Here is a 22,136-nt window from a genome sequence, read left to right on the forward strand (position 1 = left end):
CGGTTCCAGCTTCGGGCCCCGACGGGGAACTGACGCACCAGCAGCAGAAGTCACACACCTACTAACGATCAACTACTGGCGCAGGACACTAGCACGACCACCGTTCACCCCTCCTTCATCACAACGACCCGACGGACGCTCCCCTTTCATCTGGCGGACTCATAACCTGGCGCGCGGCCCGGAACTCCCTCCGGGCCGACGTCCCGTCATCGAAAGGCGATCCACGCATGCGCCTTCAACGGCTGCGCGCAGCAAGACGATTCGGCGCCCGATCCGCGGCTGTACTCCTGACCACGGCCGTGGCTCTGAGCGTTCCGTTCCCGTCCGCGGGGGCCGACGCCGCCGAACGCCCCTCCTCGCTCGTCGACCCCCTGATCGGCTCCTCGGGCGGCGGCAACACCTATCCCGGTGCCACGCTCCCGTACGGGATGATCGCCTGGTCGCCGACGAGCACCACCGGCGACCAGACGAGCACCGGGGCCGCCAACGGCTACGAGTACAACGCCACCCGCGTCCGTGGTCTGAGCCTGACCCATGTCAACGGCGCCGGCTGCAATCCCGGCGCGGCGGGGGACGTCCCGATCATGCCGTTCGTGGGCGACGTGACGTCCTCGCCGTCCGCGGACACCAAGGACGCCGTCTACGCGGCGAACTTCTCGCACGCGGACGAGAAGGCGGTACCCGGCCGCTACACGCTGGGCCTCGCCTCCGGCGCGAAGGCCGACCTCGCCGTCAGCAAGCGTGCGGGCGTCGCCGACTTCACGTTCCCGGCCGACCGCCCGGCCAATCTGCTCTTCCGCGTCTCCAACTCCCTGAACGGCAGCGCGGACGCGCACGTCGACATCGACGCCGCACACCGCAAGGTGACCGGCTGGGTGCTCACGGGCGCCTTCTGCGGCCGGCGCGCCAACGGCGGCGTCAACAACCGGAAGAGCTACTACAAGCTGTACTTCAGCGCCTCCTTCGACCGCGCCTTCGCCTCGACCGGCACCTGGCAGGACGGCGCGGTCTCCCCCGGCGCGACGTCCGCCTCCGGCGGCGAGGGCTACGCGACGGGCGCGGACCGGGCCGGCCGAGGCTCCGGCGGCTGGGTCGGCTTCGACACCAGCGCTGACAACGATGTCCACATGCGGATCGGCATCTCCTACGTCAGCCGGAAGGGCGCCGAGGCCAACCTGCGCGAGGAGATCCCCGCCCGCGCGAGCGTCGGGCAGGTGGCCGAGGCGGGCGCACGGGCCTGGGACCGCGAGCTGGACGTCGTCCGGGTGCGGGGAGGCAGTGCCGCCCGCCGCCAGACCTTCTACACCGCGCTCTACCACGCCCTCATGCAGCCGAACCTGATCAGCGACACCGACGGCCGCTACTGGGGCATGGACCAGGCCGTGCACCGCCTCGCGCACGGGCAGCGCGCCCAGTACAGCAACTTCTCGGGCTGGGACCAGTACCGGGCCCAGATCCAGCTGCTCGCGCTGCTGAAACCCACGGTCGCGGGCGACTTCGCCCAGTCCCTCTACAACTTCGCGCAGCAGAACGGCGGAGTCTGGGACCGCTGGGTGCACATCAGTGGTGCCACGCATGTCATGACCGGCGACCCCTCGGCGGCGACGCTGGCGACCTTCTACGCCATGGGCGTCCGCAACTTCGACTACCGGGGCGCCTTCGACTCCCTGGTCCGTCAGGCCACCGTGCCCAGCGCCGACGGGCTCTCGGACGCCGGCTGCCCCGGCCAGTGCGTCGGCCAACGCCCCAACCTCGCCCAGTACTTGAGCTCCCATTACGCCGCCCAGGACGTGTGCCACTGCTGGGGCGGGGCCGCCGAGACCCTGGAGGACGCCGTCGCCGACTCCGCGCTCGCCCAGTGGGCGAAGCTGCTCGGCCGGGACACCGAGACCAAGATCTTCACCGAGCGCGGCGCCTACTGGCGCAACGTCTTCAACCCCGGCACCGGGTACATCCAGGCACGGAGGCTCGACGGTTCGTGGGTGACGCCCTTCAGCCCGGGCAGCGACCTCGGATTCGCGCAGGGCACGAGCGCCACGTACACCTGGATGGTGCCGCAGGACGTCCAAGGCCTGGCCGACGCGATGGGTGGCCGCGAGGTGGCGGCCAACCGCCTCGACGGCTTCTTCCACAAGGCCGACGGCTCCTGGTCGGTGCGCGGCGGCGACGCACTGCGCTACGACCCCACCAACGAGCCCGGAATTCACGCCCCTTGGCTCTACAACGCCCTGGGGCAGCCCTGGAAGACGCAGGCGACCGTGCGGCAGATCGTCGACACCGTGTACGGCACGGGCCCCTCGGGCCTGCCCGGCAACGACGACCTGGGCACCATGTCCGCCTGGTACGTCTTCTCCGCGCTCGGCGTCTATCCGCAGGCACCGGGCACCGCACGGCTGCTGCTCGGTGCCCCGGTCTTCCCCTCCGCGGTGATCGACCGGCCCGGCCGCAAGGACATCGTGATCACCGCGCCGGACGCCGACGACACGCACATCTACGTCGACGCCGTACGCCTCGGCGGCCGGCCCCTGGACCGGTCGTGGACCGGACCGGGCCTGACGCTGTCCGGCGGCCGGCTCGACTTCCGGCTCGCTCAGCAGCCGAACACCCGATGGGCGACCGCCCCCGGCACCCTGCCCGCGTAGGAGACGCCAACGGCGCGGCCCCGATGATCGGGGTCGCGCCCGGCCCGTACGGGCGTTCCCTACGATGACCCGGTGACGAGTGACACCCCCACCCGGTCCGGCGTCGACGAGGACGCCCGCACGGCGGCCCGGCCCGGCCCCGCTCCCTGGGCGCAGCGGCTGCGCCGGTTCGGCCACACCGCAGGTGCCCGGACCGACACCCGCGCCAGGCTGGTCCCGCCGTTCCCCGAACCGGACACGTGGCTGTGGGAGTGGCTGGGCCTCGGTCCACGGCCCGCCCGGCGCCTCGCACGGTCCATGGGCCGGCTGGGACCACTGCTCGTGGCCGTTTTCGCCGGGGCGCTCCGCTTCTGGAACCTGGGCAGCCCGCGGGCGCTCGTCTTCGACGAGACGTTCTACGCCAAGGACTCCTGGTCGATGCTGCGGCTCGGCTACGAGGGCACCTGGCCGGACCGCAAGATCGCCGACCCGCAGATCCTGGCGCACCCCCAGGTGATCCCGCTCTCCGACGCCGGCAGCTTCGTCGCGCATCCGCCGATGGGCAAGTGGGTCATCGCCGTAGGGGAAGGACTGTTCGGCCTGGACCCGTTCGGCTGGCGGTTCATGACCGCACTGCTCGGCACCCTCTCGGTGCTCATGCTGTGCCGAATAGGGCGCCGCCTGTTCCGCTCGACCCTGCTGGGCTGCCTCGCCGGCGCGCTTCTGGCGGTGGACGGCCTGCACTTCGTGATGAGCCGCACCGCGCTGCTCGACCTCGTGGTCATGTTCTTCGTACTGGCGGCGTTCGCCTGTCTCCTCGTCGACCGGGACAGGGCACGGGCCCGGCTGGCGGCGGCCCTGCCCGTCGACGAGGACGGCTTCGCACGCCCCGACGCGCACACCGGCGAACACGCCGGAACGGGCCTGCGCCCGTGGCGCCTCGCGGCCGGCGTCCTGCTCGGGCTGGCCGCCGCGAGCAAGTGGAACGGCCTGTACTTCGTCGTCTTCTTCACGGCCCTGACCGTCCTGTGGGACGTGGGCTCCCGCCGCGTCGCCGGGGCCCACGGTCCCTACCGGGCGGTGCTGCGCAAGGACTTCGGCTGGTCGGTGCTGTCCATGGTCCCCGTCGCCGTACTGACGTACCTGGCGACCTGGACCGGATGGTTCCTGTCCGACAAGGCCTACGACCGTCACTGGGCGGACGGCCGGGGCGGCACCTGGTCCTGGATCCCGGCCCCGCTGCGCAGCCTGTGGCACTACGAACACGCCGTCTACCAGTTCAACATCGGCCTGCACACCCCGCACCGCTATCAGTCCAACCCCTGGAGCTGGCTGGTCCAGGGGCGGCCCGTCGCGTTCTACTACGAGTCGCCGAAGCCGGGGCAGGAGGGCTGCCACGCCGCCGCCGGCTGCTCGCAGGAGATCCTGGGCCTGGGCACCCCGCTGCTGTGGTGGGCGGGCTGTGCCGCGCTGGTCTACCTGCTGTTCCGGTGGGCGCTGCGCCGGGACTGGCGGGCGGGTGCCCTGCTGTGCGCGGTCGGCGCGGGATACCTCCCCTGGTTCAACTACCAGGACCGCACGATCTTCTCCTTCTACGCCGTGGTGTTCGTGCCGTTCCTGTGTCTGGCCGTGGCCATGATGGCGGGCGCCCTGCTGGGGCCGCCCGGGGCGGACGAGCGGCGCCGGCTGATCGGCGCGGTGGGCGCGGGCGCGCTGGTGCTGCTCATCGCCTGGAACTTCATCTACTTCTTCCCGATCTACACCGGCCAGACGATCCCGTACGCGGACTGGCACGCCCGGATGTGGCTGGACACCTGGATCTGAGGCCCGTCACACCAACTCCCCGGTCGCGCGGCCCAGATACGTGACCGGGCCGGGGTCCGGCACGTCGATCTCGTGGAAGCCGAGACGGTCGTAGAAGGCCCTGGCCGGGGTGTTGGCGGTGACCATGGTGAGGTGCACGGCCATGACGCCGCGGTCGTGCAGCGCCCGTAGGAAGGTCCGCATCAGTCCACGGCCGTGACCGCGTCCCTGCCAGGCGGGGAGCAGGTCGATGTGCAGGTGGGCCGGGTACGCGGCGACTTCGGGGACGATCATCCGCTCGGGGTGGTGCAGCAGCGGGATCATCGCCTCGTCCGGGGTGCGTGGGGGCCCGGCGGGCTCCGGGTAGCGGTCGGCGACCAGCGGCAGCCACTTCTCGCGGAAGGCCTCGACGAATCGGGGAGTGTCGGCGGTGCCGAGGATGTAGCCGACCGCATCGCCCTGCCCGTCGTCCAGCACGAAGGCCAGCTCCGGCTCCAGGTGGGCGTACGGGGCCGCGAAGGTCACCGGGAAGATGGTGGGGTCGGCGTAAAAGGGGCGGCTGTCCTGGCCGTTGTGGGCGGTACGGACGCAGATGTCGTCCAGGGCGTCGCGGTCGTCGGGGCGGTAGGGACGGATGGCGGGAGTCGTCATCGCAGCATCCTGCCCCGTTTGGGAGCGCTCCCACAAGAAGCTGGGAACCGGCGGGCCTCCCCGTGCGGGGGCCGTTCCATCGACCCCTCAGTCGGCCGGGTCCGAAGGGAACTCCATGGCCAGGGCGTCGGGTTCGACCGAGATGACGGCCTGGGCACGCGGTGGACGGGAGGTCACCTTGAACCGGGGCCAGACCTGGAGGCCGTGGGTTTGGGGATGGTTGCCGTGGGGGCGCTCATCGGGCGATCGAGGTCCGCGTGCCGTATTGCGCCGCGCAGGTGCGCTGCAGCCCCGTGGTGGCGCATTCTTGCTGTGTCGCCTCTGGGCGGCGTACGGACGAGGTAGGGCCGATGACTCGGAGTGCGGAGGACGCACAGCGAAGCCCCGGGCAGCTGGCCTCACTGCTGATCGACGTCTCGACCGAGGCGGTCGGTGCGGCAGAGGGTCACGCGGGAGGGGTCTATCTGCGCTCCGGCACGCCCGGGCTGCTGCGGCTGGCGGTGCTGACGGGGCTGCCGGGGCCGCTGTTCCGGCCGTGGTGGCGGATGCATGTGGACCGGCCGTTCCCGGTGGCGGACGCGTACCGGCTCGGTGTGCAGGTGGTGCTGCCGAACGCGACGGAGACGATGCGGCGGTATCCCCAGTTCGCCGCGGGCCTGCCGTTCCAGTTCGGGTCGCTGTACGTGCCGATCGTCGGCGGCACCACGACCTTCGGTGTGCTGACCGTGCTGTGTCCCTCCGCGACGGACGCGACCGAGCTGCTGCACCACCGCGACCGCATGGTGCGGCTCGCCGATGACCTGGGCGCCTCCATGCGGCGTCTGGAGGACGGCGGCAAGCCGTCGGTCGCCTGGGACGCCGAGCCCATGTGCGTACGGCCGCCCGGCACCCGCCCGCCCGCGGGGCGCGCCGGTGGCTTCGCCTGGGACCCGGTGACGGACGTCGTGACGGCGGACGAGCGGCTGCCCGCGCTGCTGGGGATGCCGGCCGACGACTTCGCCACCTCCGTGCAGGCGCTCGCGGACGCCGTGGCCCCGGCCGAGACGGAGCGGGTCCTGACCGCGCTCAGGGAGACGGCCACCGGTCGGCCACCGCCGCTGCCGCTGTATGTGCGGTCCGAGGACGGCGCGCTGCGGCTGGTGGAGCTGTGGAGCCCGTACGGCTCCCCCTCCCCGCCCGGCACCCCGTCCGGCGCGCACCCCGTCCGCGGCTTCGTCGTCGACCCCGGCCCCGGCGCGGCCGCCGACGCGGCGGCCGACCTGCTGCCCGAGGGCGTGCTCTGCCTGGACCGGCTGGGGCTGATCCTCTACGCCAACCCGCGCGCGGGACAGCTGCTGCGCCGGTCGCGGACGCAGCTGCTCAGCCGTCCGCTGTGGGAGGGCGTGCCCTGGATGAACCAGCCGGCCGTCGAGGACCATCTGCGCAGCGCGCTGCTCTCCCCGGGCCCGGTGCGCTTCCGTCTGGAACGGCCCGGCAAGGGCGGCGGGGAGGGCCATCCGGCCCCGTACGAGAGCGATTCGGCGTCGTACGAAGGCCCCTGGCTGGATGTGTGTGTCTATCCGGGCCGTGACGTGCTGACGTGCACATTCCGTCCGGCGAACCGGGTGGCGGACGGCGCCGCGGGGCTCGCGCCGCAGCCGGAACCGGTCGGGACCGCGTCCTCGGAGGCGCCGGCGAGCCCGTCGATGGCTCCGCTGTACCAGCCCATCGTGCTCGCCATCGCGCTGTCCGAGGCGGTCACCGCGCGTCAGGTGGCAGCGGTGGTGATGCGTGAGGTGCTGCCCGCGTTCGGCGGCCGCCGGCTCGCCATCTACCTGGTGCAGGAGCGCCACCTGTACCTGTCCTGGGAGAACGGCTTCCCCAAGGGGTTCCTCGAGCCCTTCGAGGGCGTGGGCCTGGACGCCCGGCTCCCCGGTGTGGAGACGCTGACCACGGGCCGGCCGATCTTCTTCGACTCGATGGAGCAGCTGGCGGCGGCCTATCCGGGAATCGCGCTGGACGCGGACGAGGGCGCTCGCGCCTTCCTGCCGCTGATCGCCTCGGGCCGGCCGGTCGGCTCCTGCATCCTGGGCTTCGACCGCCCCCGCAGCTTCAGCACCGAGGAGCGTACGGTGCTCACCGCGCTCGCCGGGCTGATCGCGCACGCGATGGAGAAGGCGCAGCGCTACGAGAGCGAGGCGGCGCTCGCGCGCGGGCTGCAGCAGGCCCTGCTCCCCCGCCGGCTGTCGGCCCACCCGCAGATGGAGACCACCGGGCGCTATCTGCCCGGCACCCAGGGGATGGAGGTGGGCGGCGACTGGTACGACGTCGTCGAGGCGGGGGACGGTCTGGCGCTGGTCATCGGCGACGTCCAGGGGCACGGCGTGCAGGCCGCGGCCACCATGGGGCAACTGCGCAGCGCGGTGCGGGCGTTCGCGCTCGGCGACCGTCCGCCCGACGAGGTGATGAGCGGTACCAACCATCTGCTCATCGACCTCGACCCCGGCCAGTTCGCGAGCTGCTGCTACATCAGGCTGGACCCGGCGTCGGGCCTGGCGCGCGTCGCCCGCGCGGGACACCCGCCTCCGCTGCTGCGTCACCCGGACGGCCACACCGAGGTGCTGGATCTGCCGGGCGGGGTCGTGCTCGGGGTGGATCAGCAGGCCCACTACCCCGTCTCCGAGCTGCAGATCGAACCGGGCTCCGTCCTCGCGCTCTACACGGACGGACTCGTGGAACGCCCCGGTGTCGACATCGACGACGGCATCACGGCCCTGCGCGTGGCCCTGTCGAAGGCCGGCGCCCCCGCCAACCGCCCGAGCCGCCGCACCCTGACCGGAATCGCCGACCGCCTCACGGCCATGGCCCGGCACACCCGGGACCGTCCGGACGACATCGCCCTGCTCCTGGCGACGCGCCGGGCGGCGGAGCGAACCGGACGGTGAGGCCGGCGTCTGCGGACGATGCCTGAACATGAACCTCTCGCCTCATAGGGCGCGGCAGTGTAGACATGGCACATGGTCCGTCTTCCGGACCGCTCCGGGACCCGGTCGCACCGGCGTCCCGGCGGTCCCCGTGCCCGCCGCGCGAGCGTTCGTGCCCACGGAGCGCACGGGCAGCGATCGACGCGGCGGCCGGCAGGGGCGTTCCCCCACCGGAAGGACCACTCGGGTGAAACGGAGCCGGGGCGCGTCGCGGCCCTGCGGTCGGCCCTGACCGGACGCAGCATCGCCCGGCAGGTGTTCGTCCTGCAGGTGGTGATCGTGCTGCTGCTGGTGGTCGCCGCCGTGGTGGCGCTGTATCTGCAGGCCCGGCACGACAGCACGCAGGAGGCCCGCAACCGCTCGGTCGCCGTGGCCCAGGCGTTCGCCAACGCGCCCGGCACCCGCGCGGCCCTGAGCGCCCCCGATCCGACGGCCGTCCTGCAGCCCCGCGCGGAGGCCGCCCGCAAGGCGACCGGCGTGGACTTCATCGTCGTCATGAACACCGACGGCATCCGCTACACCCACCCCAAACCGGACCGCATCGGCAAGAAGTTCGTGGGCACCATCGCCCCCGCGCTGGCCGGCGGGACCGTGGTCGAGGAGATCAACGGCACCATCGGGCGGCTGGTCCAGGCGGTCGTACCGATCAAGGCCCCGGACGGAAAAGTCGTGGGCCTCGTGTCGGCGGGCATCACCACCAACAACGTGGGCGGCGCCGCCAATCGCCAGCTCCCGCTCGTCCTGATGGCCGCGGCCGTGGGCCTCGCCCTGGCGACGGCGGGCACGGCGCTGGTGAGCAGACGGCTGCTGCGGCAGACGCACGGCCTCGGCCCGGACGAGATGACCCGTATGTACGAGCACCACGACGCGGTGCTGCACGCGGTGCGCGAGGGCGTGCTCATCGTCAGCGGCGAGGGCTGTCTGCTGCTCGCCAACGACGAGGCGCACCGGCTGCTCGACCTGCCCGTGGACGCGGAGGGCCGGCACGCCCTCGACCTCGGCCTCGACCCCGACACCGCGGAGCTGCTGGCCTCGGGCCGCGTGGCCACGGACGAGGTGCACCTGGTCAAGGACCGGCTGCTGGCCGTCAACCAGCGGCCCACCGACGTCCAGGGCGGTCCGCCGGGCAGTGTCGCCACGCTCCGCGACTCCACCGAGCTGCGCGCCCTGTCCGGCCGGGCCGAGACCGCCCGCGAACGCCTCAACATGCTCTACGACGCCGGCGTGGGCATCGGCACGAGCCTGGACGTCACCCGTACCGCGGAGGAGCTGGCCGAGCTCGCCGTGCCCCGGTTCGCCGACTTCGCGACGGTCGACCTGTTCGACGCCGTGCTGGGCGGCGGCCAGCCGGAGGGTGCGACGGCCGTGCGCCGTACCGCCTCACGCGGGGTCCGCGAGGACGCCCCGCTGTACAAGGTGGGCCGGCAGATCAGATTCGTCGACACCTCGCCGCAGGCCCGCAGCCTGCGCACCGGTCAGGCGGTGCTGGAGCCGCACCTGGCCTCGGCGCCCGGCTGGCACGCGCAGGACCTGGAGCGCACCGCGCAGGTCGTGGACTACGGCATCCACTCGCTGATCACGGTGCCGCTGCGCGCCGGGACCCTGGTCCTGGGCGTGGTCAGCTTCTGGCGCTCGGAGAAGCCGAACCCCTTCGACGCCGAGGAACTGGCCCTCGCCGAGGAGCTGGTGACCCGGGCCGCGGTCTCCATCGACAACGCCCGCCGCTACACGCGCGAGCACAGCATGGCCGTGACCCTGCAGCGCAGCCTCCTGCCCCGCACGCTGCCCGAGCAGTCCGCCCTCGACATCGCCTACCGCTATCTGCCCGCGCAGGCCGGGGTCGGCGGCGACTGGTTCGACGTACTGCCGCTGTCGGGCACCCGCGTCGCACTCGTCGTCGGCGACGTCGTCGGGCACGGGCTGCACGCCGCGGCCACCATGGGACGGCTGCGCACGGCGGTCCACAACTTCTCCGCGCTCGACCTGCCGCCCGACGAACTCCTCGCACTGCTCGACGAGTTGGTCGGCCGTATCGACCAGGACGAGACCACGGACAGCGACAGCGCCCCGGTCACCGGCGCCACCTGCCTGTACGCGGTCTACGACCCGGTGTCGCGGGTGTGCACGATCGCCCGGGCCGGCCATCCGCCGCCCGCGCTGATCCGCCCCGATGGCGGTGTCGACTTCCCCGACGTGCCGGCCGGGCCACCGCTCGGCCTCGGCGGGCTGCCGTTCGAGACCGCCGACCTCACGCTGGAGGCGGGCAGCCGCCTCGTCCTCTACACGGACGGACTCGTCGAGGACCGCGGCCGGGACATCGACGAGGGGCTCGAACTCCTGCGGGGCGCGCTGGAACGCGCCGGTGACTCGCCGGAGGAGACCTGCCGGTCGGTGCTCGATTCGCAGCTGCCGGCCAAACCCAGTGACGACGTCGCCCTGATCGTCGCCCGCACCCGGGCCCTGCCCGCCGAGCACATCGCCGAATGGCAGGTGCCCAACGACCCGGCGGCCGTCGGCGAGGTACGGGCGTCGGTCAGCCGCCGGCTCACCACGTGGGGCCTTGAGGAGCTGACCTTCGGCACGGAGCTCATCCTGAGCGAGCTGGTCACCAACGCCATCCGCTACGGCGCCGACCCCATCAACGTCCGCGTGCTGCTGGACCGCACCCTGATCTGCGAGGTCTTCGACAGCAGCAGCACCTCACCGCATCTGCGGTACGCGGCGATGACGGACGAGGGCGGCCGCGGCCTGTTCCTGGTGGCGCAGCTCGCCGAGCGCTGGGGTACCCGCTACACCCCCGACGGCAAGGTGATCTGGGCCGAGCAGCCGCTGCCCTGACGCGTCCCTGCCCTGTCTCACCCCTTTTGGTCCGTACCTGCTTCGTGCGTCCCTACGAACTTCTTCCGCGACGGGTGTCCTCCCTCGGCCTCAGCTGATAGGAAACCTTCCTATCAGTGTCACGCACGGCCAACTCCCCACCCCCCACCACGATTTGGAGACCCCGTGACGCACCACTCCGGCGACCCCGCACGCTCCCACCGCATCGCGCGCCGCACCGTCCTCGCGGCGGCCGCCGCCTCCCTGGCCGCCGTCCCCCTGCTCCGGCCGTCGCACGCCTCCGCCTCCGCCTCCGCGGCCGCGGCCTGCACCCCGCTCGACGACGCGGCGAAGAAGGAGATCGCCATGAAGCTGGTGTCGAGCGCGGAGAACTCCTCGCTCGACTGGAAGGCGCAGTACAAGTACATCGAGGACATCGGCGACGGCCGCGGCTACACCGCCGGGATCATAGGCTTCTGCTCCGGCACCGGCGACATGCTCGACCTGGTCCAGCTCTACACCGACCGCAAGCCCGGCAACGTCCTGGCCAAGTACCTCCCGGCGCTGCGCTCGGTGAACGGCACCGACTCGCACGACGGCCTGGACCCCAACTTCCCCCGGGACTGGGCCAAGGCGGCCCAGGACGGCGCCTTTCAGCAGGCGCAGAACGACGAGCGTGACCGGGTGTACTTCAACCCGGCCGTGAGCCAGGGCAAGTCCGACGGGCTCGGCACGCTGGGCCAGTTCGCCTACTACGACGCCATCGTGATGCACGGCGACGGCGGCGACCCCACCAGCTTCCGCAACATCCGCAAGCGCGCACTGAACAAGGCCAAGCCGCCGGCGCAGGGCGGCGATGAGACGACGTATGTCAACGCCTTCCTCGACGCGCGGGTGTGGGCGATGAAGCAGGAGGAGGCCCACAGCGACACCAGCCGGGTGGACACGGAGCAGCGGGTGTTCCTGCGCAACGGCAACCTGTGCCTGAACACACCTCTGAACTGGAAGGTGTACGGCGACAGTTACCACATCGGCTGACGCCGAGCCGGGTCTGCCGTACCGCCCCCCGCGCGGTACGGCAGACCGGGTCTACGGGAGCTGGCCGATGCGGTCCACGACGCCCAGCTCCCGCAGGGCACTCATCTCGTGGTACCAGCCGTGGTGGGTGGCCTTGCGACCGCGGTAGGTCACGGTGCTGCCGGTCAGGCGCATGCCCAGGTAGGCGTACGTCTTCGCGTCGAAGACGAAGGCGAAGTCGAACTTCGGGTACGCCACCGCGATTCCACGACGCCCCAGAGCGTCCACCGCCTGGCGGTCGATCCGGATGCCGGGAATCCTCGCGACGGCCTCGAAGGTCGCCGCCTCCAGACCGGGCGGCATCACGCGCGGCACCACGAAGAACTGACACGCGTTCATGAACGCCTCCCGGTAACCCTGCTCCGTGTCCGTGCCCATCCGGAGCCACTTGAGCAACTCGTCCGGGTCCGTCGGCCACTTCGCCAGATCGGCGTACCTGGTCGGCGGCACCATCACCTCGTGCTCGCCCAGCGGGGGATCGTTGTGGACCGTGCCGTGCTCCTCGCGCCGGGAGGGCCTGGAGCCGTCCACCGAGAGCCAGCTCTCGTCCGTCCAGGTCCTGGTTCTGCCGTCCTTCACATAGGTCCGTGTGACGTAGGTCCTGGTGTAGACGTACTGGTCGTCGCGCGGAACCGGCGTCCCGGCACCGCCCGCCCGGGACCTGTCCGCGGCCCTTCGCAGCAGCTGCGCCGCGCTCAGGTTGGTCAACTGCGGTGTGTCCGTGCCCGGTTCGTGCCGGGCTGTGACGACGACGCCTCCGGCGACCGCCGCCGCGGCCGTGCCGGCGACGGCCGCCCTGAGCATCAGCCGCCGGGACAGCGGGCGCGGACGGCCCTCCTGGACGATGGCGCGTTGCAGGCGGAAACGCGCCGCGGTGCGCGCCTCGTCCGTCAACTCGGGTACGTCGTCCGACAGTTCGCGCACCGCGGTGAGGTCATCCACGATCGGTCTCCTCGGTCTCCTCGTGAAGTGCGGTGGGATCCGACCCGCCCAGCGCCTGGCGCAGCTTGGCCCGCGCACGGTGCAGCCGCGAGCGCACCGTCCCGACCGGCACGCCCAGGGCCTGCGCCGCCTGCGTGTAGTCGAGATCGCCCCAGGCGATCAGCAGCAGCACGTCCCGGTGACGGGCGGGCAACCCGGCCAGCGCATCCGCGAGCCGGGCGCGGGAGTGCTCGGCGCTGACCCGCGCGGCCACCCGGTCGGCGAGGGGCTCGCCCTCGGTCTCAGAGGCACCGGCGACCCGCGCGAGGGCCTTGAGCCGGCGGGCCTCCGCCCGCCGGTGCTGGCCGACCAGATTGGTGACGATCCCGTACAGCCAGGGCCGCGCGTGCGGCCGTGAGAGGTCGTAGCGACGTCGCTGCTGGAAGGCGATCACGAAGGTCTCGGCCATCAGGTCGTCGGCCACCTCGACGCCGAGCCGTCTGGCCGCATAGCGATGGATGTCGTCGGCGTAGCGGCTGAAGAGCACCGCGAACACGTCGGGATCGTCCCAGGATCTTTCGACGACCGAGGCATCGGTCACGGCGTCGTCGTGGGCACCGGGGGCGGAATGTGCTCCGATGCTCGGCAGGGCGGTCACCGATCGCCTTTCAGGTTCATTGATGTACCTCGAGGTCGCGGGCATGGTCGACTCCTGTTGGCCGATGGCCGCGCTCGGGTTCCATCCTGCAGCTCATAAATTTGATTTATGAGCTCATAGACCGGACCCGCGTACCGACTTAGGCTTGCCTTAGTTTAGGCTTCCTGTTCGAGTCGATCTTTTCGCCGCTCGAAGGGAACCTGATCATGCCCCGCCCCCTGCGGGTAGCCATCGTCGGAGCCGGCCCCGCCGGGATCTACGCAGCCGACGCGCTGCTCAAGTCCGACGTGGCCGCCGAGCCCGGTGTGTCCATCGACATCTTCGAGCGCATGCCCGCGCCGTTCGGGCTGATCCGCTACGGCGTCGCCCCCGACCACCCCCGCATCAAGGGCATCATCACGGCCCTGCACCAGGTGCTCGACAAGCCGCAGATCCGCCTCTTCGGCAACGTCGACTACCCGAACGACATCAGCCTGGACGACCTGCGGGCCTTCTACGACGGCGTGATCTTCTCGACGGGCGCGACCGCCGACCGCGAGCTGCGCATCCCGGGCATCGACCTCGACGGCTCGTACGGCGCCGCCGACTTCGTGTCCTGGTACGACGGCCACCCGGACGTGCCGCGCACCTGGCCGCTGGAGGCCGAGAAGGTCGCCGTGCTCGGCGTCGGCAACGTCGCCCTGGACGTCGCCCGCATCCTCGCCAAGACGGGCGACGAGCTGCTGCCGACGGAGATCCCGCCGAACGTCCACGAGGGTCTGAAGGCCAACAAGGCGCTGGAGATCCACGTGTTCGGCCGCCGCGGCCCGGCGCAGGCGAAGTTCTCCCCGATGGAGCTGCGGGAGCTGGACCACTCCCCCAACATCGAGGTCATCGTCGACCCCGAGGACATCGACTACGACGCGGGCTCGATCGAGACCCGGCGCGGCAACAAGCAGGCCGACATGGTCGCCAAGACGCTGGAGAACTGGGCGATCCGCGACGTCGGCGACCGCCCGCACAAGCTGTTCCTGCACTTCTTCGAGTCGCCCACCGAGGTGCTCGGCGAGGACGGCAGGGTCGTCGGCCTGCGCACCGAGCGCACCGCCCTCGACGGCACCGGCAACGTCAAGGGCACCGGCGAGTTCAAGGACTGGGACGTCACCGCGGTCTACCGCGCGGTCGGCTACCTCTCCGACAAGCTCCCCAAGCTCCCCTGGGACATCGAGTCGGGCACGGTTCCGGACGCGGGCGGCCGCGTGGTCCAGGAGTCCGGCGAGCACCTGCAGTCGACGTACGTCACCGGCTGGATCAGGCGCGGCCCGGTCGGCCTGATCGGCCACACCAAGGGCGACGCCAACGAGACGGTGGCCAACCTGCTCGACGACTACGCGGGCGGCCGTCTGCAGACCCCCGCCTCGCCGGAGCCGGAGGCCGTGCAGGCGTTCCTGGGCGAGCGCGACGTCCGCTTCACCACCTGGGACGGCTGGTACAGGCTGGACGCCGCCGAGAAGGCGCTGGGCGAGCCGCAGGGCCGCGAGCGCGTGAAGATCGTCGAGCGTGAGGACATGCTTCGCGAGAGCGGCGCGTGACCGAGGGCCGGTCGTGCCACCCGGCACGACCGGCCTGATCACGGCCGCGGAGCGGAACCACCGCCGCCGTCCGGACGTTTCCACGGGGACGTACGACCACGGGGGCCGTGCGGGGACGAACGGGGTGGGCGTGGCTCGAGTACTGGTTATCGGCGGCGGAATCGCGGGCACGGCGACGGCACTCGCCCTGCACAAGGCAGGGTTCGACGTCGAGGTGCACGAAGCCCACCCGAACTCGGCCGAGGACCTGGGCGCGTTCCTCACCCTCGCGAGCAACGGCATGCGCGCCCTCGCACAGCTCGACGCCTCCGCCGCGGTCACCGCGCTGGGCTTCCCGCTGACCTCGATGCGTGTCCTCGACGGCACGGGCGCCGAGCTGGCGAAGACACCCATCGGCGAGGCCGGCGACCCACTGCTCCAGTACCGGTGCCTGCGCCGCGGCGACCTCAACTCCGCGCTCCAGGCGGAGGCGTCGGGCCGGGGCATCGGCATCCGCCACGGCGCCCGGCTGGCCTCCGTGGTGGAGGACGCCGACGGTGTCACCGCCCACTTCGCCGACGGCAGCAGGGCCACCGGCGACCTCCTGATCGGCGCCGACGGACTCGGATCCACCGTCCGCAACGCCACCGGCCCCGCCGTACAGCCCCTTTACGCGGGCCAGCAGGTCTTCTACGGCTACACCCGCACCGCGTCCCTGCCGGCCGGGGACGCGAGCATCACCATGATCCGCGGCAGCGGTGCCGCCTTCGGCTTCGCCGGGTCACCGGACGGGGAGACGTACTGGTTCGCCCGGGTTTCCGGCGAACCGCTGCCCGCCGGGCGGATCGCCCAGGGCACCGCCGCCGACTGGCGCGAGCTGCTCCTCCCCCTGCTGCGCAAGGACTCCACCCCGGCCGCGGACATCGTCGCCGCGACCGACGAGGACGTCCTGGTCACCAACGCCACCGAGATCCCCACCGGCAGCCCCTGGCGCGCCGGCCGCACACTGCTCGTCGGCGACGCGGCGCACGCGGCCTCTCCCGCCACCGGTCAGGGTGCGTCGATGGCGCTGGAGGACGCGGTGGTGCTCGCCAAGTGCCTGCGCGACGCACCGGGCACCGATGCGGCCCTCGCGCGCTACGAGGAGCTGCGCCGCCCCCGCGTGGAGCACAACATCACCGTCAGCGGCAACATCTCCCGGGGCGTGCCCTCGCCGTCCCCCGCGAGCCGGGCCGCGGCACCCTCCCGCCCGGGCGGGGACGAGATCGCGCGGTTGCTGGACTGGCGGTCGGACGCCTGGGCCTGACGCCCCCTAATACCGTCTCCAAGCGCTTTACGGCGCGAAATCGGCGAATTCGCCCCCCGGAACACCCCGATCCTATAATCTGCACCTTCTTCACCGAAGCTTCACAGGGGGGCAGATTCACATGCGCATACGCGTACTCGCCGCAACCGCCGCCGCGGGAACTCTCGCCGTACTGGCCGCCGTTCCGGCCCACGCCACCGAGTACTCCTCGGCACTGAAGATCAAGGGCGTCCAGTACGACGCACCCGGCAGAGACTCCAACAGCTGCTCGACCGGGAACACCAAGGACGAGTACCTGACGATCAAGAACTACTCGGCGCACACGACCGTGAACCTCAAGGGCTACGTGGTCAAGGACAAGGTCGGCAACCGGTTCACCTTCAGCCACAACCACTACCTGCAGCCCGGCGACTACGTGAAGCTCCGCGGTGGCCACGGCACCGAGTCGGACAGCAAGAACGTCGCGTACCGCAACAACTGCAACTTCATCTGGAACAACGACAAGGACACGATCTACCTCTACAAGCCGTCCGGCGCGGGCGCCGACTCGCACGCCTACACCAAGGCCGCGAACGACCGTGACGGGAACGGATACATCACGTTCCACGGGTGACGGCCGAGGAGCGGGCGAGCAGCACACGCCCGCTCCCTCCCGCGCACAGCGGCCCGGCCACCATGCAGACCAGGCTCAGCGCGAGCAGGGCGGGACGGGTGCGGTCGGGGTCGTCCTCCGCCAGTGAGCCGAGGACTCCGACGCCTAGCGCGAGGGCACACACTCCGGGGGCCTGGGCGTCGGCGCGGCCGGTGTCCCAGGGGACGACGGCGGCCCAGAACCCGGGGCGGATCAGCAGACCCGCCCCGATGCCCCGCCAGGACGAACCCAGCACCGCCAGAGGCGGCTTGGACCAACCGGGCAGGGGTGCCGCACGCACGGCGAGCGGCGCCCCGGGCGCGTGGTGCTGCCAGGCCGGCAGCGCGAGGGCGGCCACCGCGAGCAGGCCCAGCGTGAACACCCGACCCAGGCTGAACAGCACCGGGACGATGGAACCGCCCTTGGCGATGTAGAGCCCCTTCGCGTTGAGCAGGCTCACCGCGAACAGGCCGATCAGGACAACGGCCGGCGGATACAGCAGAGTTCGGGCCTCCTGCCAGAGGCGGGCAGGCTGATCGCCGTATCGCCCGCGCAGTTCAGCGCGGAGCGAGGTCGCGCCTGGCCACCAGGGCCAGCACCACTACCAGCAGGGTGAGGGCGCCGACCTGTACCAGCGCTCCGCCGAGGAAGGCGGTGGGGACGGGCACGCCGAGCCAGAGATACAGCGCCGCCACCCGTACGGCCAGGAGCAGCAGGCCGAGCGCGGCCAGGGCGGCGGCACCGCCCGAAGCGCCGCTGTCCGTACGGCGATTGCGCAGCAGCAGCCAGGCGAGGGCGCCGAGGACGAAGCCGGTGGCCGGCGCCCAGGCCGCGTCCGCCATGGCGGGCAGGAGCACGAGCGATCCGCCCATCACCACGCTGCACGCGGCGAGGACGAGGCCCGGAGTGCCGACGGGCAGCGTGGCCGGCGGGGCGTCCCGGTGGTAGGCGGCGCACAGGGCGAGGGCAGGCAGCCAGGCCAGCAGCGCGGTGGCGAGGGCGAACCAGGGGTCCGCCGCCACCCGTTCGCTCACCAGCGGCCCGAACAGCGGCCACAGCGAGGGCAGCGCGGCGAGCAGGACGGCGGTGCGGGCAAGGGCCCGGTGGTCGTGCAGCAGGGCGAAGAAGCCGACGATCCACAGCAGCGGCAGGACCCACTCGGCGACCGCGACGACGCCGAGCGGGCCGCCGCCGGTGAATCCCGACATAAACATGTCCCACTGGCCCCTGCCGTGGGTCGACGACCAGGTCAGGTTGAGTACCCGGTCGGCCACCGCGGCGGCAGCCTGGAGGAGCACGGCGAAGAGCGCGAAGTGGCGGACGACCGAGCCGAGCAGCGCGTACGGCCGGGGGGCTCCGGCGACGGCGAGCCTGCTGCGCAGTGCGAGGGCGGCGACACTCGCCACCTCGCCGAGCGTGGGCCTGCTCTGGTCCTGGGTGTCCCGGTCGACGTCCCACAGGTAGACCTCGACCATCTCCTCCTCCCGGGCCCTGCGGTAGTAGGCGGGGAGCAGGCGCAGCACGCCGCGGTACCGGGTTTCGAGCAGCGTCGTCATGCGAGACCTCCCGCGAGTCCGGGGTCGGTGGTGGGGTGGGCGGCCGCTCCGGCCGCTCCGGGGGCTCTGCGGCCCTCGGCGATCCGCTGCTTGGCGGCGCTCGCACCGGCGGCCATGCGCTCCGCCTCCGCGTCGAGGGCCGCCGTCCCCTCGCCGGTCAGGCGGTAGTAGCGCCGCAACCGGCCCTCGTGCACCTCCTCGCGGTCCAGGACGATGAGTCCGTCCGCGGTGAGCCGGTCCAGCACGCCGTACAGGGTGCCGACGCGCAGTTGGACCGTGCCGTCCGACAGGTCCTCGACCTCGCGCAGAATCCCGTAGCCGTGCCGGGGCTGGTCGGCCAGGGCCGTGAGGACGAAGAACGCCGCCTGTGTCATGTTCCTCGATGCCATACGGCCATTATATATCGGTTGCCGATATATAGCGCGTCACGGAGTCACCGGACGTGTCGGAGTGCTCGCGTTACGTGCGGCAGGGGGTGGGCGGTGCCGGCCGGACTCCGGCACCGCCTGACACGGCGCGAACAGGCCCCGCCCCGAAGCGGATGGTGGGCGGGTCCTGTTCGCGGCCGCCATTGTGGCCGCACCCCGGTCCGGCGGAACACGCGTGAACTGTCATGTCCTGGAGCAGATCGATCACACCCCGTGTGCGCCACGCACATTCCGTGTGCAGACCCCGTGTGATCTACACCGACCCGCGCGGACAATACTGGTGTCCGCACGTGCCCCCGTTCTCAGATGGACTCATGCGCATCTCCCCCAGTGTCCGACCGGCCCCCTCCCCCAACCTGTGGCTGACGCGCGGCCGCCATGAAGGAAGCGACGCCCCCGACGTCGTACGAGCGACCCTGCGACGGCTCGAGGACAGAACCGTCCTCGACGACCAGCACGAACTGCCCGGGCCCGACGGCGACGACGGCCCCGAGCGGATCTTCGAGGCACGCTGGAAGGCCGCCGGGACGGTGACCGTGCGTGCCCGGCTCACCCTTGCCCGTCCCTCGGAGGGCGGCCAGGACTGGGTGCTCGCGGCCGAGGCGGAACGCCCGTGGAACGAGGAGTGGCCCTCGCCCGCCACCATGTTCTGGCCCGACGAGCCCGACGTCCCCTGGGACCACGAGCCCGCCACCGGGCTGCGGCTCCGCCGCGCGGCCCACCTCCCCACCGAGGACAAGGAGATCCGGCGGCTGCTGCGCGGCTGTGTACGCGGCGGCTGGAGCATCAACGTCGTCGTGCACGAGGCGATGACACCGGACGAGGCAGGCCGCCGGCCGCTCGGTGCGCTGCTGCCGCCGAGCCTGCGGCACCGCGTGCTGGAGCACCGCGCCGCGCCCGAGCAGCTTCGCATCGTCAACCGCGCCCTGCGCGAGTTCGGGGTGCAGGTGCCGCGCGGCGGGGCCGCGGTGCTGCCCACGGATCCGGCACCGCCCGGCTTCGACCCGGACGATTTCTCCGTACGCACCGTCTTCCTCGACGGCAAACGGCCCACGGAGCTCGTCGACGCCCTGTCCCGGTTCGCCGCGCTTCCCCCGCCGCTGCCGGACGGCGGCGACGAGGCCGTACGGGAGCTGCGGGACGACTGGGACCTGATGACCCTGGAGGAGCAGCTCGACCACGAGCGCAGGATGGTGGCGATGTACTCCGAGGCCCTGGAGGCGATGACGAAGTCGCGGGACCTGTACCGCGAGGCCGCCGAGCGCGCCCACGAGGCGCTGACCGTGCTGCGCGAGAACGGCGCCGACGTTCTCGCGCAGCCCGAGCCCCAGCCCCAGCCGCCCGCCCCCTCGGCGGGCTCGCCGTTCCAGCAGCTGACGCGCACGTTCGAGCGGTTCAAGGGCAAGGCGCTGCGGCCGGCGTCCACCGCTGACGCCAAGCCCGAGGGAGACGACCGGCCGGAGCCGGCCGACAGCTGAGGCACGCGCGGCTTCGCGGGGCGGACGTGTCAGCGGGCGCTGTCTGGATACGCGGACGGGACGGCACCACAGCCCGTCCCGGAAGGTCCCGACGCCATGGGCAGCAGCCAGCACCTCCAAAGCGGCCGAGACGGCACGAGCGAGCCCCGGCATCGCTCCGACGTGACCCTGCGGGTCAACGGCAAGCCGCACACGCTCGCCATCGACCACCGTCGCGTCCTGCTGGACCTGCTGCGCGAGGATCTGGGGCTGTTCGGCGCGAAGAAGGGCTGCGACCACGGTCAGTGCGGGGCCTGCACCGTCCTGGTGGACGGGCGGCGGCTCAACAGCTGTCTGCTGCTCGCGATGACGCTGGACGGCTCGCAGGTCACGACGATCGAAGGGCTGACCGGCGACGGCGAACGGCCGCACCCGCTCCAGCAGGCCTTCCTCGACCGTGACGCCTTCCAGTGCGGCTACTGCACCCCGGGCCAGATCTGCTCCGCCGTAGGCATGCTCGGCGAGGCCGAGGCGGGCCACCCGTCCCGTGTCACCGACCCCGGTGTCCCGTCCGGTGCGCCGGTGGCGCTGGACCGGGACGAGATCCGGGAGCGGCTCAGCGGGAACCTGTGCCGCTGCGGCGCCTACCCGCACATCGTCGACGCGGTCGAGGACGTGGTCCCGTGAAGCCCTTCGACTACGTCCGCGCAACCGGCGTCGAGGACGCCTGCGCCGCCCTGGCCGCACGGCCCGGCGCCCGCTTCCTCGGCGGCGGCACCAACCTGGTCGACCTGATGAAGCTGGGCGTGGAGGAGCCCGGCGCCCTGGTCGACATCACCCGGCTCCCGCTGGACACGGTGGAGGAGCTGCCGGACGGCTCGCTGCGGGTCGGCGCAATGGTCCGCAACAGCGACCTCGCCGCCCATCCCGCCGTGCGCGACCGCTTTCCCGTGCTGTCGCAGGCCCTGCTCGCGGGCGCCTCGGGCCAGCTGCGCAACGCGGCCACCACCGGCGGCAATCTGCTGCAGCGCACCCGCTGTCCCTACTTCCAGGACGTCTCCAAACCGTGCAACAAACGCGCGCCGGGCAGCGGTTGCGGCGCCCGGGACGGCGTCCACCGCGACCACGCGGTGCTCGGCCACAGCGAGCAATGCATCGCCACCCACCCGTCGGACATGGCCGTGGCCCTGGCGGCCCTCGACGCGCGGATCGAGCTGTACGGCCCCGACGGCGCGCGCGGCGTCGCGGCCGCCGACTTCCACCGGCTGCCCGGCGGCAGGCCCGAGCGGGACACCGAGATCCTCCCCGGCGAGCTGATCACGGGCGTGGTGCTCCCGGCGGCCACGAGCGGGCTCCCCTCGCGGTACTGCAAGGCCCGCGACCGCGCCTCGTACGCCTTCGCGCTGGCCTCCGTCGCCGCGGTGCTGCGGGTGACGGACGGCGTCGTCGACCGGGCCGGGATCGCCTTCGGGGCACTGGCCCACCGGCCCTGGCGGGCCCGCGTGGCCGAGGAGGCGCTGCTCGGGGCCGCGCCCACGTCGGCTGCCTTCGAGCACGCCGTGGACCTCGAGCTGTCCGCCGCCCGGCCGCTGCGCGACAACGCCTACAAGGTGCCACTCGCCCGCAATCTCGCCCTGGACGTCCTGACCCGGCTCGCCGCACCCGCCAGGACCTGAACCGGCATCCCGAGGAGAACG

General features: G+C 72.2%; 17 protein-coding genes. 11 read left to right on the forward strand and 6 right to left on the reverse strand.

Annotation, left to right across the window (positions count from 1 at the left end; genetic code table 11):
- Positions 1-227 precede the first annotated feature (227 nt).
- A complete protein-coding gene (locus tag ACGFYN_RS39055) occupies positions 228-2,642 on the forward strand; it encodes a GH92 family glycosyl hydrolase (protein WP_393870736.1) in 2,415 nt (804 codons plus the stop codon).
- Between the two features lie 72 nt (positions 2,643-2,714).
- Complete coding sequence (locus ACGFYN_RS39060; protein ID WP_393870737.1) at positions 2,715-4,445, forward strand: dolichyl-phosphate-mannose--protein mannosyltransferase; 1,731 nt, start codon at positions 2,715-2,717, stop codon at positions 4,443-4,445.
- Positions 4,446-4,451: 6 nt separating this feature from the next.
- Here ACGFYN_RS39060 and ACGFYN_RS39065 read toward each other — a convergent pair whose 3' ends face one another.
- Positions 4,452-5,075: a GNAT family N-acetyltransferase gene (locus ACGFYN_RS39065; RefSeq protein WP_393870738.1), complete on the reverse strand. Its 624-nt coding sequence runs from the start codon at positions 5,073-5,075 to the stop codon at positions 4,452-4,454.
- A 350-nt stretch (positions 5,076-5,425) separates the two neighbouring features.
- On the opposite strand from ACGFYN_RS39065, the gene ACGFYN_RS39070 reads away from it, so the two are divergent.
- The 3 genes from ACGFYN_RS39070 (at position 5,426) to ACGFYN_RS39080 (ending at position 11,893) form a co-directional block, all read left to right on the forward strand.
- Positions 5,426-7,999 (forward strand): SpoIIE family protein phosphatase, encoded by a 2,574-nt coding sequence (locus tag ACGFYN_RS39070; protein ID WP_393870739.1) that lies wholly within the window; start codon positions 5,426-5,428, stop codon positions 7,997-7,999.
- Between the two features lie 72 nt (positions 8,000-8,071).
- Complete coding sequence (locus tag ACGFYN_RS39075; protein WP_393870740.1) at positions 8,072-10,876, forward strand: SpoIIE family protein phosphatase; 2,805 nt, start codon at positions 8,072-8,074, stop codon at positions 10,874-10,876.
- 165 nt (positions 10,877-11,041) lie between these two features.
- Positions 11,042-11,893 carry a chitosanase gene (locus ACGFYN_RS39080; protein WP_393870741.1) on the forward strand — a complete coding sequence of 284 codons (852 nt, stop codon included), beginning with the start codon at positions 11,042-11,044 and terminating at the stop codon, positions 11,891-11,893.
- A 51-nt stretch (positions 11,894-11,944) separates the two neighbouring features.
- On the opposite strand, the gene ACGFYN_RS39085 is transcribed toward ACGFYN_RS39080, so the two are convergent.
- Positions 11,945-12,874 (reverse strand): CU044_5270 family protein, encoded by a 930-nt coding sequence (locus ACGFYN_RS39085; protein WP_393870742.1) that lies wholly within the window; start codon positions 12,872-12,874, stop codon positions 11,945-11,947.
- Positions 12,867-13,556: an RNA polymerase sigma factor gene (locus ACGFYN_RS39090; protein ID WP_393870743.1), complete on the reverse strand. Its 690-nt coding sequence runs from the start codon at positions 13,554-13,556 to the stop codon at positions 12,867-12,869. The genes ACGFYN_RS39085 and ACGFYN_RS39090 overlap by 8 nt, the downstream gene beginning before the upstream one ends.
- 161 nt (positions 13,557-13,717) lie before the next feature.
- Between ACGFYN_RS39090 and ACGFYN_RS39095 the strand changes: the two genes are divergently transcribed.
- From ACGFYN_RS39095 to ACGFYN_RS39105, 3 genes are all read left to right on the forward strand, one after another.
- Positions 13,718-15,082, forward strand: a complete 1,365-nt coding sequence (locus ACGFYN_RS39095; protein WP_393870744.1) for an FAD-dependent oxidoreductase — start codon at positions 13,718-13,720, stop codon at positions 15,080-15,082.
- 124 nt (positions 15,083-15,206) lie between these two features.
- Entirely contained in the window at positions 15,207-16,367 is a 1,161-nt protein-coding gene (locus ACGFYN_RS39100; protein ID WP_393870811.1) for an FAD-dependent oxidoreductase, read from the forward strand.
- 121 nt (positions 16,368-16,488) lie between these two features.
- Positions 16,489-16,980, forward strand: a complete 492-nt coding sequence (locus tag ACGFYN_RS39105; RefSeq protein WP_393870745.1) for a lamin tail domain-containing protein — start codon at positions 16,489-16,491, stop codon at positions 16,978-16,980.
- Here the strand turns inward: ACGFYN_RS39105 and ACGFYN_RS39110 are convergent.
- The 3 genes from ACGFYN_RS39110 to ACGFYN_RS39120 form a co-directional block, all read right to left on the reverse strand.
- Positions 16,964-17,458 (reverse strand): hypothetical protein, encoded by a 495-nt coding sequence (locus ACGFYN_RS39110; RefSeq protein WP_393870746.1) that lies wholly within the window; start codon positions 17,456-17,458, stop codon positions 16,964-16,966. The genes ACGFYN_RS39105 and ACGFYN_RS39110 overlap by 17 nt on opposite strands.
- Before the next feature lie 97 nt (positions 17,459-17,555).
- Positions 17,556-18,554 carry a hypothetical protein gene (locus tag ACGFYN_RS39115; RefSeq protein WP_393870747.1) on the reverse strand — a complete coding sequence of 333 codons (999 nt, stop codon included), beginning with the start codon at positions 18,552-18,554 and terminating at the stop codon, positions 17,556-17,558.
- The gene (locus ACGFYN_RS39120) at positions 18,551-18,928 is read right to left on the reverse strand and encodes a PadR family transcriptional regulator (protein WP_393870812.1); all 378 of its coding nucleotides are present in this window, start codon (positions 18,926-18,928) and stop codon (positions 18,551-18,553) included. Before ACGFYN_RS39120 ends, ACGFYN_RS39115 begins: the two co-directional genes overlap by 4 nt.
- 368 nt (positions 18,929-19,296) lie before the next feature.
- On the opposite strand from ACGFYN_RS39120, the gene ACGFYN_RS39125 reads away from it, so the two are divergent.
- The 3 genes from ACGFYN_RS39125 (at position 19,297) to ACGFYN_RS39135 (ending at position 22,115) form a co-directional block, all read left to right on the forward strand.
- Entirely contained in the window at positions 19,297-20,460 is a 1,164-nt protein-coding gene (locus ACGFYN_RS39125) for a hypothetical protein (RefSeq protein WP_393870748.1), read from the forward strand.
- A 96-nt stretch (positions 20,461-20,556) separates the two neighbouring features.
- A complete protein-coding gene (locus ACGFYN_RS39130) occupies positions 20,557-21,126 on the forward strand; it encodes a (2Fe-2S)-binding protein (protein ID WP_393870749.1) in 570 nt (189 codons plus the stop codon).
- Positions 21,123-22,115: an FAD binding domain-containing protein gene (locus tag ACGFYN_RS39135; protein ID WP_393870750.1), complete on the forward strand. Its 993-nt coding sequence runs from the start codon at positions 21,123-21,125 to the stop codon at positions 22,113-22,115. The genes ACGFYN_RS39130 and ACGFYN_RS39135 overlap by 4 nt, the downstream gene beginning before the upstream one ends.
- Positions 22,116-22,136 lie beyond the last annotated feature (21 nt).

The organism is Streptomyces sp. NPDC048419, assembly GCF_043200415.1.
Taxonomy (GTDB): Bacteria; Actinomycetota; Actinomycetes; order Streptomycetales; family Streptomycetaceae; genus Streptomyces.

Coding starts and splice junctions, on each gene's coding strand:
- ACGFYN_RS39055 (WP_393870736.1), top strand. CDS start 228: ATGCGCCTTCAACGGCTGCGCGCAGCAAGACGATTCGGCGCCCGATCC.
- ACGFYN_RS39065 (WP_393870738.1), bottom strand. CDS start 5,075: ATGACGACTCCCGCCATCCGTCCCTACCGCCCCGACGACCGCGACGCC.
- ACGFYN_RS39070 (WP_393870739.1), top strand. CDS start 5,426: ATGACTCGGAGTGCGGAGGACGCACAGCGAAGCCCCGGGCAGCTGGCC.
- ACGFYN_RS39075 (WP_393870740.1), top strand. CDS start 8,072: ATGGTCCGTCTTCCGGACCGCTCCGGGACCCGGTCGCACCGGCGTCCC.
- ACGFYN_RS39090 (WP_393870743.1), bottom strand. CDS start 13,556: ATGCCCGCGACCTCGAGGTACATCAATGAACCTGAAAGGCGATCGGTG.
- ACGFYN_RS39095 (WP_393870744.1), top strand. CDS start 13,718: ATGCCCCGCCCCCTGCGGGTAGCCATCGTCGGAGCCGGCCCCGCCGGG.
- ACGFYN_RS39105 (WP_393870745.1), top strand. CDS start 16,489: ATGCGCATACGCGTACTCGCCGCAACCGCCGCCGCGGGAACTCTCGCC.
- ACGFYN_RS39115 (WP_393870747.1), bottom strand. CDS start 18,554: ATGACGACGCTGCTCGAAACCCGGTACCGCGGCGTGCTGCGCCTGCTC.
- ACGFYN_RS39120 (WP_393870812.1), bottom strand. CDS start 18,928: ATGACACAGGCGGCGTTCTTCGTCCTCACGGCCCTGGCCGACCAGCCC.
- ACGFYN_RS39125 (WP_393870748.1), top strand. CDS start 19,297: ATGCGCATCTCCCCCAGTGTCCGACCGGCCCCCTCCCCCAACCTGTGG.
- ACGFYN_RS39130 (WP_393870749.1), top strand. CDS start 20,557: ATGGGCAGCAGCCAGCACCTCCAAAGCGGCCGAGACGGCACGAGCGAG.